Genomic DNA, 15,471 nt, shown 5'->3' with positions numbered 1-15,471 from the left:
GATACTCGGAGGTGTCTCTCATGATTGTAGCGACGCTGGAAAGCGTATTGATATTAGATAAGGCAGAGCAGCTTGCAAAAGCGATCATCTGTTCAGATATAGCAGAAGATTATCGTAAGTGTTATAAAGAATTGCATGAAGATGTGGAAGTTCAGACGTTAATTCAGCAATTTACAGCGATGAAAGAACGATATGAAGAAGTGCAACGTTTCGGTAAATACCATCCTGATTATACTTTTGTTTCGACGAAAATGAGGGAGTTAAAGCGTTCTATAGACTTACACGATAAGATTGCAGCTTTTAAACGAGTAGAAACAGCTTTGCAAAAGTTGTTAGATGAAGTTAGTGTAGCAATCGGTTCGGAGGTGTCTTCTTCCATCAAAGTTCCAACAGGAAATCCATTTTTTGATGCTGGTGGCTGTGGTGGCGGTTGTGGTACCGGCGGAGGTTGTGGCTGTAAAACGGGGTAAATCACCCCGTTTTTTAGAAGGTAGAAGAAAACGTATACAGAGTTTGTCCTGTAATGTCATAAATTTCTGATTGGTTTTCATAAAATATAAAATATATGTTTTTAAAAGGAGAAGATGGAGAAGATTATGTTCGGGCAACGACAAAGTATGATTGTTTATTTACATTCATTGAAACATGCCAAGATTTTAAGGAAATATGGTAACATACATTACATATCAAAACGCTTAAAATACGCAGTAGTATATTGTGATATGGAACAAATTGAGCATATGATGCAAAAGTTGAACAAACTTCCTTTTGTGAAAAAGATAGAACCGTCGTACCGCCCGTATTTAAAAACGGAATTTGAAAATTCACGTCCTGATCGGGCAAAAGAATACGATTATAGCTAATAAAAAAATCCCTTGCTAATTTTAGCGGGGGATTTTTTATTTGAAATAAAGTGTTATTTCATTGGAGGAATGAAATTATTCATTCGTAAAATACCAATTAAATGATTGAAGAATAGTTCTTTTTCTGGGAAAGTTGTGGATGGTTTTACCGTAAAGGTAGTTACTTTTTTTCCTAGTTGTTCAGCTGTTTCTTCAAATAAAATGACGCGTTTACTTTTTTTATTTTCAAGTACAGGAATGCCTTCACGACATATGTATAATGGTTGGAAATCACCAGTAGTAGTTGGTTTTAATATTACAACAAGTGAGCACACTTTTTTTTCATTTTTAATCGTTTCAAATTGTAACATATGTGTTATACGTTCTTGATTTGATTTGGCAATTTCAAGTAATTCATATAAATCAGAGTAGCCTTCTCCGAGTTCTATAAAGCGTTGAATCATATTTTTTCCTCCTCTTTCTTTTACTTACTGTACCATCTCATTTTTTAAATGAAAAGTAGACAAAGAAAAAAAACCCTGCAAAGCAGGGCCCTTCTTATACTAGCTTGTACTAGTAAGAAGGCAAAGGGAGAGGAGAAACCGGAGGAAGAACTTATGGGGAAACGTAAGTCTTCTCCGCGGTTGGCAACAACATCGAAGGTGATGTTGTTATAATTATTTATGTCCAATCTAAATGAAGATATACATCATGAAATTAAATTTTATGTTTGGCTTTTTATTTTTCTTTTTTTTATTTTATGATAGGATAAAAAAGGTAAAGTGAAATGAATAGTTCGTGTTAGCGAATAGTGAAATGAATACATAAAAATGCAGAGCGGTTATTTTAAGCTAAGTTCTTCTAGTGTTCGTTGAAAGATGAATGGAATCGTATAGTTTGGTAGCGGTTACTGAATGGAGAAGGGCTTTCTATAATTGCTCGATAGATTGAAATAAAGGTAGTGACAACAGATGAGAGTAGTTTCAGGAAAATGTAAAGGGCATCCACTTAAAGCGGTGCCAGGTAATACAACACGTCCAACGACAGATAAAGTAAAAGAATCAATTTTTAATATGATAGGCCCTTATTTTGATGGTGGTACCGCTCTTGATTTATTTGGCGGTAGTGGTGGTCTTGGAATTGAGGCTATAAGTAGAGGGATTGATAAAGCAATCTTTGTTGATCGAGATAATAAAGCGATAAAGGTAATCCATCAAAATTTAGAAAGTTGTCGCATACAGGAACAAGCTGAAGTATATCGAAATGATGCAGAACGTGCGGTAAAGGCTCTTATAAAACGTGAAATATCATTCGATCTTATATTAATTGATCCTCCATATAAAGATCAAAAAATTGTATCTTTAATTAGTGTGATGGATCAACATGGATTGTTACATAGAGATGGATTAATTATGTCAGAGCATGGTAATGATGTGGTTTTACCTGAGTCTATAGGGAGACTTGTAAAAGTAAGAGCTGAAAATTATGGGATTACAGCAATATCGATTTATAAGTATGAAGGTGAGGGGACGGAATGACTAGTATAGCTATTTCTTCGGGAAGTTTTGATCCAATTACCCTTGGGCATCTGGATATTATTAAAAGGGGAGCAAAAGTATTTGATGAGGTATACGTAGTAGTTTTAAACAACTCGTCAAAAAAACCGTTCTTTTCAGTTGAAGAGCGCTTAGATTTAATTCGAGAAGCAACAAAGGATATCCCGAATGTAAAGGTAGATTCACATAGTGGACTATTAGTGGAGTATGCGAAAATGCGTAATGCAAACGCGATTTTACGTGGGTTACGAGCGGTTTCTGATTTTGAATATGAGATGCAAATTACTTCTATGAATCGAAAATTAGATGAAAATATTGAAACATTTTTTATTATGACAAACAATCAATATTCATTTTTAAGCTCGAGCATTGTGAAAGAAGTTGCGAGATATGGCGGAAGCGTAGTAGATCTTGTACCTCCTGTTGTAGAACGTGCTTTAAAAGAAAAGTTTCAAACCCCGTTAAAGTGAACGGGGTTTTTCTTTGTTGCTACGAAAAAATAATAAGATAACATATACATATAAACAAAATAATGTGAATATCGGTCCATAATGCACAAAAGATGTCCAAATTTCATGCAATATAGAAGAATGATTTGGTAAAAATACGGGGATATCTTTTTGCATAGGTGAAAAAGAGGTTACTTTTTCATAAAATGGTTTCCAAAATATAAGAGTGAAAATAGGAGCAAGAATACTTTGAATAATTCGCGCGAAAAAATAGGGCTTAAATCGGATGTCTGTTTCAGCTAATATGCTAGCAACTTGTGCCTGAATAGAAAGGCCGCTAAATGCTAAAATAAAGCTTGTTACCATAGCTTGCTGCAGGAGGGGTGTTTCATTTACTTGACTAATCATTTGGCTTCCGAGTGTCATTTCAAAAATGCCTGATAATATCGGAAGGCTAAATTCTGTAGTTAGTTGGAAGAATGATAAAATATGTTGCATAATAAAAGAAAGTGCTGCTGTAATATGGAATACAGTAATCATTTTATTTAAAACAGAGAATAAAATAATAAATCCACCAATCATAAGTAACGTTTGAATAGAAGAAACGATAGCGTCCCCAAGTAATTTTCCTATTGGTCTTTTTTCTTGCATGCGTGTCTCGTGTAGGATTGAAAAAGGGTTTTGAAAAGGACGTTTTTTAGTAGTATGTTTATCATTTGTGGAAACGTTGTTATTGCCGTAAAAACGCATCAATAACCCGACGGCAAAGTTACTTAAATAATGTGCAGCAGCTAATACGATTCCTAATTTCGGATTATTGAAAAAACCGATAGAAACAGCTCCAAAAATAAAGAGTGGATTAGATGAGTTTGTAAAAGATACGAGGCGCTCTGCTTCGATTTGTGTTAGCTGATTACTTTTACGCAGTCTAGCGCTTAATTTGGCGCCAGCAGGGAATCCTGAAGCCATTCCCATTGCCCAGACAAATCCGCCTATCCCTGGAACGCGAAAAAGTGGTCGCATGAGTGGTTCTAATATAACACCTATAAATTTTACAACACCAATACTAATTAGAAGTTCCGCAATGATGAAAAACGGTAAAAGTGAAGGGAATACAACTTCCCACCATATATTTAACCCTCGAATGGAAGCTTGCAAAGCAGCTTGGGGGTGGAGTACAAGAGAAAAGGTTAAAAACAATGTTGATATGGTAAGGAAAGCCGTTTTCCATTTTTCATACATGTAAGTAAATCCCCCTTTGTCCCAAAAACGTTCATTTCAGTATACGTGGATACGTGGTGAATTTAGACCATAAGTATGAAAAAAGGAATGAAAAAAAATAAAGGGTGAGAAAAATGAAAGAACCGAAAATTGGTTTAGCTCTTGGGTCTGGGGGGGCAAAAGGATTTGCTCATATTGGTGTTATAAAAGTTTTAAGGGAAAATGGAATACCGATTCATATGATTGCAGGAAGTAGTATGGGGGCATTAGTAGGTACATTTTATGCAGCTAGCTCAAACGTTGAAAGGCTGTATAAACTGGCAAATGTTTTTAAGAGGAAATATTATTTAGATTTTACGGTTCCGAAAATGGGATTTATTGCTGGAAAACGTGTCAAAGATATGATTAAAATGTTTACATATAATAAAAATTTAGAAGAGTTAGATATCCCGACGGCTGTTGTGGCTACTGACATCTTGAAGGGGGAAAAAGTAGTTTTTACAAGTGGTCCTGTTGCAGAGGCGGTGAGAGCTAGCATATCTGTACCTGGAGTGTTTGTGCCAGAAAAAATAGATGGACGATTATTGGTGGATGGCGGAGTGATTGATCGCATTCCAGTATCGGTTGTGAAAGAGTTAGGTGCCGATATTGTTATTGCTGTTGATGTATCCCCGATTAAAGTGAATGGAGAGGTTACGTCTATTTATGATGTAATTATGCAGAGTATTGAAATTATGCAACATGAGCTTGTGATGAATCGGCAAATTGCATCGGATTTAATGATGCGACCAGCTGTAGAACAATTTAGTTCACGTGCTTTTACAAATATTGAAGACATTATTCGAGTTGGAGAAGTAGAAGCTGAAAAACATGTTGCAAATATTTTTTTATTAATTGAGCAATGGAAGGAGAAACATAATGTTTAAGCGTTTTCGGTTTATATATGCAATTTTAATAGGGGTTATATTGGCGATGTTACTTGTTTACGTACGTTTACCGTATTATGTAACAAAACCAGGAATGGCGGCCAAATTAGAGCCTTACGTTCAAGTGGAGGGTGGAACGAAAGAATCTGGTGATTTTATGCTTGTTACGGTTTCAATGGGACCAGCAAATGTGGTGAATTTAATAGCGGCACAGTTTAATAAATATACACATATTTCGAAAGCGGAAGAAATATTGCAAAAAGGTGAAAGTGATGAAGAATATCAATTTCGCCAAAATTATGCGATGAAAGATTCGCAAAATGCAGCCATCTATAATGCTTATAAACGTGCAAATCGTACTGTTTCTTTTGAAAATAAAGGTGTATTGGTTGCTGGTGTAGCGAAAGGGATGCCGTCAGAAGGAAAGCTTAAACTTGGAGATGTTATCGTAGCTGTCGACGGAAAAACTTTTGAAAAGACGGAGCAATTTATTGAATATATGACAGGGAAAAAAGAAGGAGATACAGTAAATATTGAGTACAAGAGGAATGGAAAACAGTTAAAAGAAGATCTAAATGCAAAGACCATCCCAAATGGAAATGGACGCGTTGGCATAGGGGTTTCTATCGTTACGGAAAGAGAATTAGTGGTAGATCCGAAAGTGAAAATTGATTCTCATGAAATAGGCGGACCATCGGCAGGCCTAATGTTTACATTAGAAATATATAATCAACTTGTGGAAGATGATTTAACAAGAGGGCATGAAATAGCTGGAACAGGGACGATTAATGAAAAGGGAGAAATTGGACCGATTGGTGGTATTCAGCAAAAAGTGGTCGCTGCAAGTGATGCTGGTGCTGAAGTGTTCTTTGCGCCAAATGAAAAAGGTGCGGAGAAATCGAATTATAAAGATGCACTTGAGGCTGCGAAAGATATTAAAACAAAAATGAAAGTTGTGCCAGTAGATACGCTGGATGATGCATTACTGTATTTGGAAAAAATGGGCGAGAAAAAATAAACCTCTCTGAAAAAGAGAGGTTTTTTTATAGAAATTTTGCAGTTGATTCATCATAACGAATTGGGTGGTGTGTTGCATCTTGTTTTAGTAGTTGTGTTCGTAATGGTTCTTGCATGATGGAGAAATATACAGAATTGGCTTTTCTCTCTATATGTAAAATAGGATGGTCAAATGTTTTTGTATGGGTAAGGATGGGAAGTTCTATTTTTTTCTTGTTTTTTGAAAGGTAAGTTTGTCCTTTTTGTGACATGCCTAGTAGACGAATGTACGGTGCATGCTGCTCTATATTTGCGCTATGTATTTCTTCTTTTGTTGTATTTGTTAAAATGTGTGTACAAGCTCTTTGTAATCTAGTCCACGTATAACGCTTCGTTTTTAATGCTTCCATGAATGAATGGAAGGAGGAGCTGGTTTGTATTTTTGATAAAATACGATGCTCTAAACCTTCTTCTATTTCATATATATGTCGTAAGTCTTCCGGAGACATCGTCATGAGTTTGTATTTAAAAAATGGAAAGTATTGTTCCCAATTATGTAAAATCCCGTAGTTTTGTTTGTAACTTGCTAAAAGAGAAGCAGTCGCTTTTGGGATAAAAGGTTTAATTTCTGCAAAAGAACTATTTTCGCTAAAAAGTTGCTTGCGAATACTAGTTGCGCTTGCAATATGTTGATCGCTAAATGTTTCATCATGATAATGAGATGCGAATCTTTTTATCGTTTGTGCTTGTATAGAACTATTTTGTAAGAAAATTGATTTCATGTATTGGAATCCTAATATGTTATTCGGTTGTGACATGTCTATGTTTTTTTCGGATGGTAAAATGTGTAGGAAGGCGTCAGATGTAGCTTTTGCGTAACTGTTACCCGCATTCATAAATTGCTTTACAAGACGATTAAAAGTCTCTTCTTCATTTTTTTGCACAGAGATGGTGTTATGAAAATTTTCGATCTGTCCATCTTCACTACCGAAACAAATTTCAGAAACGTGTAGAGCGTTTAAAATGGAAATAGCACCATTTGCAAAGGTTTCAGCCTTTTGTGTTGAAAAGGCATATGGAAGCTCTACAACAAGGTCTACACCGCATGATAAGGCCATTTTGGTACGATACCATTTGGATAGGAGCGCTGGCTCACCACGCTGTAAAAAAGGGCCACTCATAACAGCGATTGTAATATCAGCGTGTGTTAACTTTTTTGTTTGTTGCACATGATAATCATGACCGTTATGAAAAGGGTTATATTCAACAACAATACCACTGGCTTTTATGGTAATCTCTCCTTTCGATGTAGCATCTTTTTGAAAAACGTGATACTCTATATATTATTTACTATGATGACTTCATTATAGTGTAAAGAAAAAACTTACACTATAAATGCATTATATCACTTATACCGCAGGGTTTAACCATCTTGTTTTTCCTCATTGACCACTTTTTGACCACGTTGACCACTTTTCAGTACATTTCCTAGCATTTCAGTTACTTCAATTTGACGCTCTTCATAAACATCAGTATAAATATTTAAAGTTGTAGAAACATTTGTATGACCAAGCAATTTTGAAACAACCTTTGCATTTGCGCCAGAATCGATTAAAATAGTTGTAAACGTTCTTCGGATATCGTGGAATCTAATATACGGTACGTCAATTGCTTCGCACAAAGCTTTCATTTGGTAGCGTATCGTATATGGATGCACGATTTTTCTATTTCTTGTGCAAATTAATAAGTCGAAAGAATTCTCCTTCTTATGACTTTGATATTCTAACAACTCTTCCATTAATTCTTCCGTCATCGGGATTATACGATTAGATGCTTCAGTTTTTGTCTCACCTAATTCATACTTACCATCCACAAGCGTTAATGTTCTTTGTACATGAATAGTCTTGTTTTTGAAATTAATATCGTCCCACTGTAAAGCTAATACTTCTCCGATCCGCATACCTGTATGCAAAGCTAAAACAAACGCAATATAGTAGCTTCCTTGTATTCTTGCATACTCCATAAACTTCATGGCTTGTTCAACTGTCCAACTAGCTTGCGACTTCTTTTTAACTTTAGGCCGTTTAGCTTTCTTAGCAGGATTAGAGTTAATCATTTCTAGTTCTACGCCTTTATCAAGGATTTGCTTTAACATAACATCAACGGATGAAATGTATTTCGTAGTTAGACCCTCTTTAAGTAGCTTCTGATGAAAATTATGAACAGTTAGAGGTTTTATATCCGATAACCTCTTCTCACTAAATTCAGGCATAACACGTGAGCGTAGAATGCGTTTGTATTGATACAATGTTGATGGTCTACATGATGATTCTTTCTCTTGCATCCAGATTTCTACAAGCTGAGAAAAGCGAATATCACTATTCTCATATTCTCCATTTGCTAAATCATTTGTGACTCTAGCCACTTCTTCTTGAGCAGCTTTCTTTGTTTTAAAACCACCTTTAGTGATTTGTTTCCGTTTACCTGTGATAGGGTCTTTGCCGACATCCATGGTAAAAGACCACTTCTCACCACGTTTACGAAAGTATGCCATGATTTTTCACCTCGTCATAATCGTTTTCTAGATACAAGCTGTGATATGTGGTAGTGGTATAAGAAATGATAGCATGTAAGCCTAATTTCTGTAAAAGGAAATTTACAGATATAGAACAAGTGAGCTACAATATTTATATACAAAAAGAAAGGGGGATAAAAATGGGAGAATTCACAAAAGAACCTGGTGGGCATAAAGTTACTGACCCTGGTGTAGGTTGGCACAATGAACCAGGCGGTGGTGGCTGGAAATGCAATGAAGATCCTGGGACAGGATGGAAACTGATTTCTGGTCCGGGGACAGGGATATAAAAGAAAGGGGAGAATGAGATTATGAAATGCTACATAAAAGACCCTGGTGGTTCAAAGGTGCTTACCGATCCAGGTACAGGAATGGGGATTTTCGACCCAGGACCTGGTGGCGGGTATACAACTGATCCAGGTGGCGGAATGGGTATGTATGATCCTGGAGCAGGTGGAGGATACACAAAAGATCCAGGCACAGGAATATAAAAAAAGAGAGCTAAGCGCTCTCTTTTTTTGCTGATAAAAATTTGTTAATTTTTACCGTTGCGATTGGAAATGTTTTCTACTACAATCGACTCATAACAGCTCGTTATGAGTTTTAAGGAACTTTGCATATAAAACGAGTTGTTTACAGAATTGCTCTCGTTGAGATTCATCCAGGCCTGCGAAAACCGTTTGAATTTCATCGAGGGCATTTGCTATATTTTTCTCGTTTGGTGTAGTTGTTCTACCCATTAAAGCATCAACAGATACACCTAGATATGATGCAATACGATCCAAAGTGTCGAGATCAGGCTGATTATAGTTAATTTCTAAATTGCCAACCTGACTACGACTTAATTGCACTTTTTCACCGAACTCGGATTGAGTAAGGGAACGACTTGCTCTAAACTTTTTTAAATTTTCTCCAAATGTATTCATAGTTTTAGTATAAATACATGAGAATTTTTAGACTATACATGTCATGAAATTTGACCGTATAATAATAAATATCACATAAATTGACAACTAACTTAAAAACATATAGAACAAATGTTCTTTCGGTGGTAAAATATTCTTAATGAAAAAATAGACTTTTTTTAAAAAACTTTCTCAACATGATTTGACCATAATCAGAACGAACATTCTAAATCTTATGATAAACTAAATTTAATAAAAAAAGACCCACGGTGTTATAGATGTGAGGCCACACATCTATAACATTTCACCCTAGCCTAGATAGGGAAAAGTTTCCATGAGTCAGTACATAGTATATCATACTTCGTAAGCGTAAAGAGAATTGTGGTTCATTTTCCTATTGAGAAATAAGGGATGTGTTTTGGGTTCTGATATAGGAGGGAATTTTAGAATGAAGAGCTTTATCATGAACTTACAAGAACATATCAATTATCTTAAGTTGGACGTTGGTACATTAGCTAAAAAAGCAGAAATTGATAGAACTAATCTTAATAGGATATTAAATGGGAAAATTAAAGAAATGAAGTTAGAGTCATTCTTATTAATTGCTCCCGACTTGTACCCAAACTGGACAGAACGTAGAAAGAAAATTAGAGAATTTATATTGGTTTGTGAGAGTGATTTAAACATAAAAAAGGCACTGTCCTATTGTCAAACAGTCGGTGAGTATCAATTAATGAAAAAGTTAATAAAAAAACATATTAACAGTGATAAAAAAGGAAAAATAAACAAACATCTACATTTGTATGATTTATACAATCAAAGAAATTTAAGTAAGTTAGAAGGAGAAGGATTGCAACGAAAATTAGATGAATTATCCTACTCTAAAAATGTTGACTATCAAATAATAGTAGACATGTTACATGGATTTGCTCTATATGACAGTAGTAATTTCATGGCTATGGTCCCGTATTCTAAAAAAATTGATCAAAACTTACCTCTAGTAGAAAATGCATTTATAAAAAAACATTTGGATTTGCAACATGATGATCGAAAAGCTCATATTAATTTGTTTAGCAATAAAATAAAAGAATGCAGGGACATTTGTAATAGCATTATAAAATCGGCTCCGGAAGATTCAGTTATAAAGGCCAAAGCGTTGAGTTGCTTAGGTGAGTCTTTTATATTTGAAAACCCTTTGCAGGCGGAAATGTACTTTTTGGAAAGTTTAAAGTTAATAAAAAGATTAGGAATTACTGCTTATAGTAAATTGTATCGTGCAGTACATGGCACATTAGCTTTTTTACGAATCGAATACGGAATAAATTTAGATGATATAGATTGGGATTTTGTAGGTGAAGCAGAAAAAGCTTTCTTTGATGCTAAATTTGGGTCCGGTGTTAAAGCTAGAGCTTATTTTGAAGATTTAAAAAAACAAGGAAAAACTTTGTCGGCATTTAAATTATATTATTTATTTTTTGTAGATAGAAATGATATAATGATTCTTAAAGAGGCCTTAGAAAAATTTGCGAATAATGGAAATGTATTCTATTCAAATTTAATTACACGTGTTTTAATTAAAGAGGGAGTGAAGTAGGTTGAAAAAAATTATTCTTACAATGGTATGTGTTTTAGGGTTACTAGGAGCAGTTGAACAAAATAAAGATACTTCACAAGTGCATTCAAGTAATGCAGAAACAACATATTTCATGGTTGATCCAGGAACTCATTAGAAAATAAAAATTAAAAAATATTTTTCAAGACGCTACTAAAAAGTAGCGTCTTGAGTGCTTTTTAGGGGATATGCATTTTTGAAATATGTTACAAAAATGCACAGTTTGTTAAAAGAATCACATAGTTATTGGGATGGAGGAGTTCGTATTGTTAATAAGTGGCGAAGATAAAATAAAATCCATGATTAAATATTTATTGGGGGATAAAGTCTCAGAAAATGATACTCTTCATGCTTTAGAAGAAATACATAAACAAGGATTCATTACTGATAATGAATTAAGTGAAGTCATACAGTTAATGGAACCAAAAAAAGGACTAGCCTCATGCTAATCCTTTTTTTCTTGTTTTAACATTCTTTGGATAGCTACTTCTAAAAGTGCTTTGACACTTTCGATCTCGTCAGGAGACAGTTTTCTTCCATCCCAATGTAATTCGTCACTTCCAAATATTTCTTTTATATTATTGCTGCTTTTAATGGTGCTATCACTTTTCCCTAACAAAAAGTCAGTGGGTACATTGAAGAAATCAGCTAATTTTTCAATGTTCTCACGTGAAGGGATTTTCGTCCCTTTTTCATATTTAGAAACAGTTTGCTTGCTAACACCAATGTTTTCGCCAATTTTTTCTTGAGTTAGCTTCTTTTCTTTTCTTAACTCAAATATTCTCTCCCCTATGATATTCATCTATAACATCCTTTCCCGCTACTTGTAAAAAAGTATCTAGTTTAAATGTATCAATCAGTAGCCCTATTGGCAACGCAAAAATAAAAAATAAATTTTTAAAAATAAAATGTTGCCTTAAGGGCTACTTTTGGTTATACTAAGTTTAGAAGTTGAAGGTGGTGACTTAAAATGCTAAATACACAAAGAATTAAATCTTTACGACAAGAAAATGGACACTCTTTAGACTATGTTTCAAAAGCTTTAGGTCTAAAATTTAAACGTTCATATCATAATGTAGAAAAAGGCGAATCAGGTTTATCAGTAGAGAAATTAAAAAAACTTTCAGAGCTTTATGGTGTACCAATTAGTGATTTAATAAAGTGATTGAGTTTTTTTTTACAATTAAAGTCGCCCTGGAGACTACAAGTTAAGGGCGACACTACATGATAGTGTATCCATATTTATATTTTTAAAAAATGATTAGAGTGAAAAGCATGTACCAAATCAAGCAACTACCATTCTCGATGAAAGCGGAGGATGTACAAGAATTCTTAAACATTTCTCGATCAGCTGCATATGCACTTATGAAGAGAAAAGATTTTCCCACAATCGTAATCGGAAAAAGCAAACGTGTTAAAGCGGAAGATTTTCTTAAATGGGTGGAAGCACAAAAGGTGGGGGCAAATGCTAGTTAAAATTTAATTTCGGATTTTCGATAAAATTACCGTTTGATAAATAAGGAGGTGATTTAGTGGAAGATACAAAATCGTTAGTAGCATTCGCAATTTTTATCGCATTTAGTATATTGCTACTTTACATTACTTACGAACCAATAAAGCGATGGGCTTGGAGTGACGTAAAACAAAATAAAAAGACCCATGGCAGTGGGTCCTTTGAAAAAAATAAGCTGTTATAAGTATATCACGGAAAGTAGGGAAATAGTACATGGATTTAATTGAATATCAAGTGCTATTACCTAATAAGTTTTGGGATTTAGCAAAAAGCAAAGAAGATTTAAATCAAATGATTGAACAGTATTTCAAGGTTGGGTATCCGTATTATGAAATTCAACGAATTACCAAAAGTGGACAAGCATATGTGGCAGTTTGTACGAGGAGGTAAATATAATGGCAGAAGTTAAATGGATAAAACTTTCAACAAGTATGTTTGAGGATGAAAAAATACGTTTAATTGAGAGCATGCCTGAAGCTGACACCTTATTAATTATATGGATTAGATTATTGGCACAGGCTGGGAAAACAAATGCAAGTGGGTACATTTTTCTTAGTAAAAACATTCCTTATTCGGATGAAATGCTCGCAACTCTATTCAATAGACCGATTGCGACAGTAAGGTTAGCACTTCAAACATTTCAGCAATTCGGAATGATTGAGATAACAGAGGACCAGTACATTTGTATTTCAAATTGGGAAAAACACCAAAACGTTGATGGATTAGAAAAAATCCGTGAACAAAATCGATTACGCAAACAAAAACAGAGAGAAAAACTTAAATTAGAGATGTCACGTGACGGTCACGAGACAATCACGCGAGGTCACGCAACAGATATAGAAGAAGATAAAGAATTAGATAAAGAAAAAGAATTAGAAATAATTAATACATCTTCTTCTGACGAATCAGATACAAAAGTTCCAATTCCTTATCAAGAAATCTTAGAATACTTGAATGAAAAAGCAGAAAAGAACTTTAACCATAAAGCAGAAGCACATAGAAAACTAATCAGAGCCAGATGGAATGAAGGATATACAGTTGATAATTTTAAAACCGTTATTAATAACAAAGTATCACAATGGCTTGGGAAGTTTGATAGAGATAATAAACCACTTGATCGGTATTTGAGACCAAGTACATTATTCGCTCAAAAACATTTTGATAATTATTTGAATGAAACAGTTAGCAAATCTCAATCAAATCAACAACAATACGGTAATCACATAGATATTCCAGGGTTTAAAGGAAACATGCCATTTTAACGAGGTGAACGGAAATGCAAAAAATGCAGAAATCATTTGAAAAGATAGCGGTATTAGAATTTGCAGATGAATATTGCGAAAGCCATACATTTAGTAAAGGTGGACAAGTAACTGTAAAGCCAGTAAGAAAGATGATTGATAAAAATGATGGTTCAATTTATTGCCCGAGATGCAAAGTGGAGCAACAAGATTCAATCTTATTTCAACAAGCTAACAATTACTATAAGAAGATAAATAGAGAACGGCAGAAGAATCTTCTTTTTAAACATAGTGTTATTGAAAATCAATCAATTACAGAATCAAGGCTAGAATCATACGAAACAGATTGCCTGGAAACTAAAGCAAATAAGAAAAAAGCTCTAGCGATTTTAGAGCGTATCAAAAAAGGTGAAACCTTAAATGTTTATATTGCAGGGATTCAAGGTGTAGGGAAAAGCCATTTAGCTTATGCGATGCTATACGAATTAGTAAGACACTATTGGACAATCTCTGATGGGGAAGCACTTAACGATGAATACGCATTTAAGGAAATGAAAAGTTGCTTGTTTGTAGAGATAGAGAAACTAATTCGTTTAATACAAGACTCATTTCGAAATAAGGAATCAAAATACACGATGGATTATTGTATTAGTTTGATGGTCGATGCAGATTTTCTGGTTATTGATGATTTAGGAGCTGAAAGTGGCTCTATGAATAGAAACGGAGAAGCGAGCGATTTTGTTCATAAAATACTTTACGGTGTTGCTAATGGGCGGCAAGGAGCAAACAAAACAACAATTACTACATCAAATTTATCAAGCAAACAGCTATTTCAAAAGTATGATCCGAAATTAGCGAGTAGGTTGTTAAATGGAGTATCAAAAGATGAAACAATCGTGTTTAAAACAACAACAGATAAAAGAATTTTAAATTTAGATATTGGTTTCTAAGGAGGAATAAGCATGTGTGTATTATGTCATGATACAGGAATTATTCGTAAAGAAACTTATCCAGGTGTGATTGAAACAAAAGGTTGTAATTGTGAAGTGGCAATACAGCAGCAAGAAGACAACGATAAGCGTTGGCAAGCATGGTTAATCAAATTTGAATCAATGAAACAAGAGTTAGAAAGAAGCAAACAACAAAAAGCTAGTTAACAAGAAAAGGAGGATTTCAGTCGTATGAAGCCTACGAAAGTTGAAATCGATGTTACGGATAATAAAATTTATGTGGTTAAAAATGGTGAGGTTACTCCGCTGAATCCTCCAGCAACTGGATTTGGAGAACAAATAATTACTTGGCAAGGCGGGAAAGTTGATCGTGTATCAACTACAATCACTGAAAAAATTAAATAACTGGGGATGCGATTATGAAACAATTAACTATTGATGATGTTGTAGGTAGTTTCGACTACAATGCGATAAGTACCAGTGAAAAGTTTTTGAATCCAAGCTATGAAGTACATTTCTATGATAAAGAGGAACGGCAAAAGATGGATTGCTTTGATGCTAAGACTGAAACCGAAGCTTGGAACGCAACAATAGAAGAGCATGGAAAAGGTATTCAGAAGATTAGGGTAATTCATTCGAATCGTACCAGAGCTGAATTTCTGGCACTGGATTAGGAGGAAAAGTG

Annotated in this window: 26 protein-coding genes; 20 read left to right on the top strand and 6 right to left on the bottom strand. The window is 34.5% G+C overall.

The features are described from left to right. The first annotated feature begins 20 nt into the window (after positions 1-20). The gene (locus FOT98_RS03075; protein WP_061678260.1) at positions 21-470 is read left to right on the top strand and encodes a YlbF/YmcA family competence regulator; all 450 of its coding nucleotides are present in this window, start codon (positions 21-23) and stop codon (positions 468-470) included. 126 nt (positions 471-596) lie between these two features. Continuing rightward, entirely contained in the window at positions 597-863 is a 267-nt protein-coding gene (locus FOT98_RS03070; protein ID WP_061678315.1) for a YlbG family protein, read from the top strand. A gap of 53 nt (positions 864-916) precedes the next feature. Here FOT98_RS03070 and FOT98_RS03065 read toward each other — a convergent pair whose 3' ends face one another. After that, a complete protein-coding gene (locus FOT98_RS03065; protein ID WP_000616014.1) occupies positions 917-1,306 on the bottom strand; it encodes a DUF7147 family protein in 390 nt (129 codons plus the stop codon). 507 nt (positions 1,307-1,813) lie between these two features. On the opposite strand from FOT98_RS03065, the gene rsmD reads away from it, so the two are divergent. Both rsmD and coaD read left to right on the top strand, forming a co-directional pair. After that, a complete protein-coding gene (gene rsmD / locus FOT98_RS03060) occupies positions 1,814-2,380 on the top strand; it encodes a 16S rRNA (guanine(966)-N(2))-methyltransferase RsmD (protein ID WP_001266982.1) in 567 nt (188 codons plus the stop codon). Next, positions 2,377-2,868: a pantetheine-phosphate adenylyltransferase gene (coaD, locus tag FOT98_RS03055; protein ID WP_000200598.1), complete on the top strand. Its 492-nt coding sequence runs from the start codon at positions 2,377-2,379 to the stop codon at positions 2,866-2,868. The genes rsmD and coaD overlap by 4 nt, the downstream gene beginning before the upstream one ends. On the opposite strand, the gene ylbJ is transcribed toward coaD, so the two are convergent. Next, positions 2,860-4,089: a sporulation integral membrane protein YlbJ gene (gene ylbJ, locus FOT98_RS03050; RefSeq protein ID WP_063260455.1), complete on the bottom strand. Its 1,230-nt coding sequence runs from the start codon at positions 4,087-4,089 to the stop codon at positions 2,860-2,862. The genes coaD and ylbJ overlap by 9 nt on opposite strands. Positions 4,090-4,202: 113 nt before the next feature. On the opposite strand from ylbJ, the gene FOT98_RS03045 reads away from it, so the two are divergent. Then, positions 4,203-4,994, top strand: coding sequence for a patatin-like phospholipase family protein (locus tag FOT98_RS03045; RefSeq protein WP_061678258.1), 792 nt, complete (start codon positions 4,203-4,205; stop codon positions 4,992-4,994). Then, the gene (locus tag FOT98_RS03040) at positions 4,987-6,012 is read left to right on the top strand and encodes a SepM family pheromone-processing serine protease (protein ID WP_061678257.1); all 1,026 of its coding nucleotides are present in this window, start codon (positions 4,987-4,989) and stop codon (positions 6,010-6,012) included. The genes FOT98_RS03045 and FOT98_RS03040 overlap by 8 nt, the downstream gene beginning before the upstream one ends. Before the next feature lie 25 nt (positions 6,013-6,037). Here FOT98_RS03040 and FOT98_RS03035 read toward each other — a convergent pair whose 3' ends face one another. Both FOT98_RS03035 and FOT98_RS03030 read right to left on the bottom strand, forming a co-directional pair. Continuing rightward, entirely contained in the window at positions 6,038-7,279 is a 1,242-nt protein-coding gene (locus FOT98_RS03035; protein WP_169833822.1) for a nucleotidyltransferase, read from the bottom strand. A gap of 134 nt (positions 7,280-7,413) precedes the next feature. Beyond that, positions 7,414-8,544 (bottom strand): site-specific integrase, encoded by a 1,131-nt coding sequence (locus FOT98_RS03030; RefSeq protein WP_098946785.1) that lies wholly within the window; start codon positions 8,542-8,544, stop codon positions 7,414-7,416. Between the two features lie 161 nt (positions 8,545-8,705). Here FOT98_RS03030 and FOT98_RS32225 point away from each other — a divergent pair, with 161 nt between their 5' ends. Continuing rightward, entirely contained in the window at positions 8,706-8,855 is a 150-nt protein-coding gene (locus FOT98_RS32225; RefSeq protein WP_163258082.1) for a hypothetical protein, read from the top strand. Positions 8,856-8,876: 21 nt separating this feature from the next. Continuing rightward, positions 8,877-9,056 (top strand): hypothetical protein, encoded by a 180-nt coding sequence (locus tag FOT98_RS03025; protein WP_144290967.1) that lies wholly within the window; start codon positions 8,877-8,879, stop codon positions 9,054-9,056. A 90-nt stretch (positions 9,057-9,146) separates the two neighbouring features. On the opposite strand, the gene FOT98_RS03020 is transcribed toward FOT98_RS03025, so the two are convergent. After that, positions 9,147-9,491 carry a helix-turn-helix domain-containing protein gene (locus tag FOT98_RS03020; protein ID WP_144290966.1) on the bottom strand — a complete coding sequence of 115 codons (345 nt, stop codon included), beginning with the start codon at positions 9,489-9,491 and terminating at the stop codon, positions 9,147-9,149. A 427-nt stretch (positions 9,492-9,918) separates the two neighbouring features. On the opposite strand from FOT98_RS03020, the gene FOT98_RS03015 reads away from it, so the two are divergent. The 3 genes from FOT98_RS03015 (at position 9,919) to FOT98_RS03005 (ending at position 11,531) form a co-directional block, all read left to right on the top strand. Beyond that, the gene (locus tag FOT98_RS03015; RefSeq protein ID WP_144290965.1) at positions 9,919-11,064 is read left to right on the top strand and encodes an AimR family lysis-lysogeny pheromone receptor; all 1,146 of its coding nucleotides are present in this window, start codon (positions 9,919-9,921) and stop codon (positions 11,062-11,064) included. Position 11,065: 1 nt separating this feature from the next. Continuing rightward, positions 11,066-11,200 (top strand): ABC transporter ATP-binding protein, encoded by a 135-nt coding sequence (locus FOT98_RS03010; RefSeq protein ID WP_144290964.1) that lies wholly within the window; start codon positions 11,066-11,068, stop codon positions 11,198-11,200. Positions 11,201-11,348: 148 nt separating this feature from the next. Then, positions 11,349-11,531, top strand: a complete 183-nt coding sequence (locus FOT98_RS03005; RefSeq protein ID WP_000908626.1) for a hypothetical protein — start codon at positions 11,349-11,351, stop codon at positions 11,529-11,531. On the opposite strand, the gene FOT98_RS03000 is transcribed toward FOT98_RS03005, so the two are convergent. Continuing rightward, positions 11,528-11,884: a helix-turn-helix domain-containing protein gene (locus FOT98_RS03000; RefSeq protein WP_144290963.1), complete on the bottom strand. Its 357-nt coding sequence runs from the start codon at positions 11,882-11,884 to the stop codon at positions 11,528-11,530. The two genes, FOT98_RS03005 and FOT98_RS03000, sit on opposite strands and share 4 nt — an antisense overlap. Positions 11,885-12,052: 168 nt before the next feature. Between FOT98_RS03000 and FOT98_RS02995 the strand changes: the two genes are divergently transcribed. From FOT98_RS02995 to FOT98_RS02965, 9 genes are all read left to right on the top strand, one after another. Then, positions 12,053-12,247, top strand: coding sequence for a helix-turn-helix domain-containing protein (locus tag FOT98_RS02995; RefSeq protein WP_000935434.1), 195 nt, complete (start codon positions 12,053-12,055; stop codon positions 12,245-12,247). A gap of 110 nt (positions 12,248-12,357) precedes the next feature. Further along, complete coding sequence (locus tag FOT98_RS02990) at positions 12,358-12,558, top strand: helix-turn-helix domain-containing protein (RefSeq protein ID WP_098498842.1); 201 nt, start codon at positions 12,358-12,360, stop codon at positions 12,556-12,558. 56 nt (positions 12,559-12,614) lie between these two features. Continuing rightward, complete coding sequence (locus tag FOT98_RS32220; protein ID WP_163258083.1) at positions 12,615-12,779, top strand: hypothetical protein; 165 nt, start codon at positions 12,615-12,617, stop codon at positions 12,777-12,779. Between the two features lie 29 nt (positions 12,780-12,808). After that, a complete protein-coding gene (locus FOT98_RS32215) occupies positions 12,809-12,985 on the top strand; it encodes a hypothetical protein (RefSeq protein ID WP_103102561.1) in 177 nt (58 codons plus the stop codon). Positions 12,986-12,990: 5 nt separating this feature from the next. After that, the gene (locus FOT98_RS02985; protein ID WP_144290962.1) at positions 12,991-13,857 is read left to right on the top strand and encodes a phage replisome organizer N-terminal domain-containing protein; all 867 of its coding nucleotides are present in this window, start codon (positions 12,991-12,993) and stop codon (positions 13,855-13,857) included. Positions 13,858-13,871: 14 nt separating this feature from the next. Then, on the top strand, positions 13,872-14,786 hold the full coding sequence (locus FOT98_RS02980; RefSeq protein ID WP_144290961.1) for a P-loop NTPase family protein: 915 nt from the start codon (positions 13,872-13,874) through the stop codon (positions 14,784-14,786). 12 nt (positions 14,787-14,798) lie between these two features. Beyond that, positions 14,799-14,993: a hypothetical protein gene (locus FOT98_RS02975; protein ID WP_144290960.1), complete on the top strand. Its 195-nt coding sequence runs from the start codon at positions 14,799-14,801 to the stop codon at positions 14,991-14,993. A gap of 24 nt (positions 14,994-15,017) precedes the next feature. Continuing rightward, entirely contained in the window at positions 15,018-15,191 is a 174-nt protein-coding gene (locus tag FOT98_RS02970) for a DUF3954 domain-containing protein (RefSeq protein ID WP_000805172.1), read from the top strand. 14 nt (positions 15,192-15,205) lie between these two features. Next, positions 15,206-15,460, top strand: a complete 255-nt coding sequence (locus FOT98_RS02965; protein ID WP_144290959.1) for a hypothetical protein — start codon at positions 15,206-15,208, stop codon at positions 15,458-15,460. The last annotated feature ends 11 nt before the right edge of the window (positions 15,461-15,471 follow it).

The organism is Bacillus sp. HY001, from assembly GCF_007558965.1.
GTDB lineage: Bacteria > Bacillota > Bacilli > Bacillales > Bacillaceae_G > Bacillus_A > Bacillus_A mobilis.
This window is presented reverse-complemented; position numbering and strand designations above follow the sequence as displayed.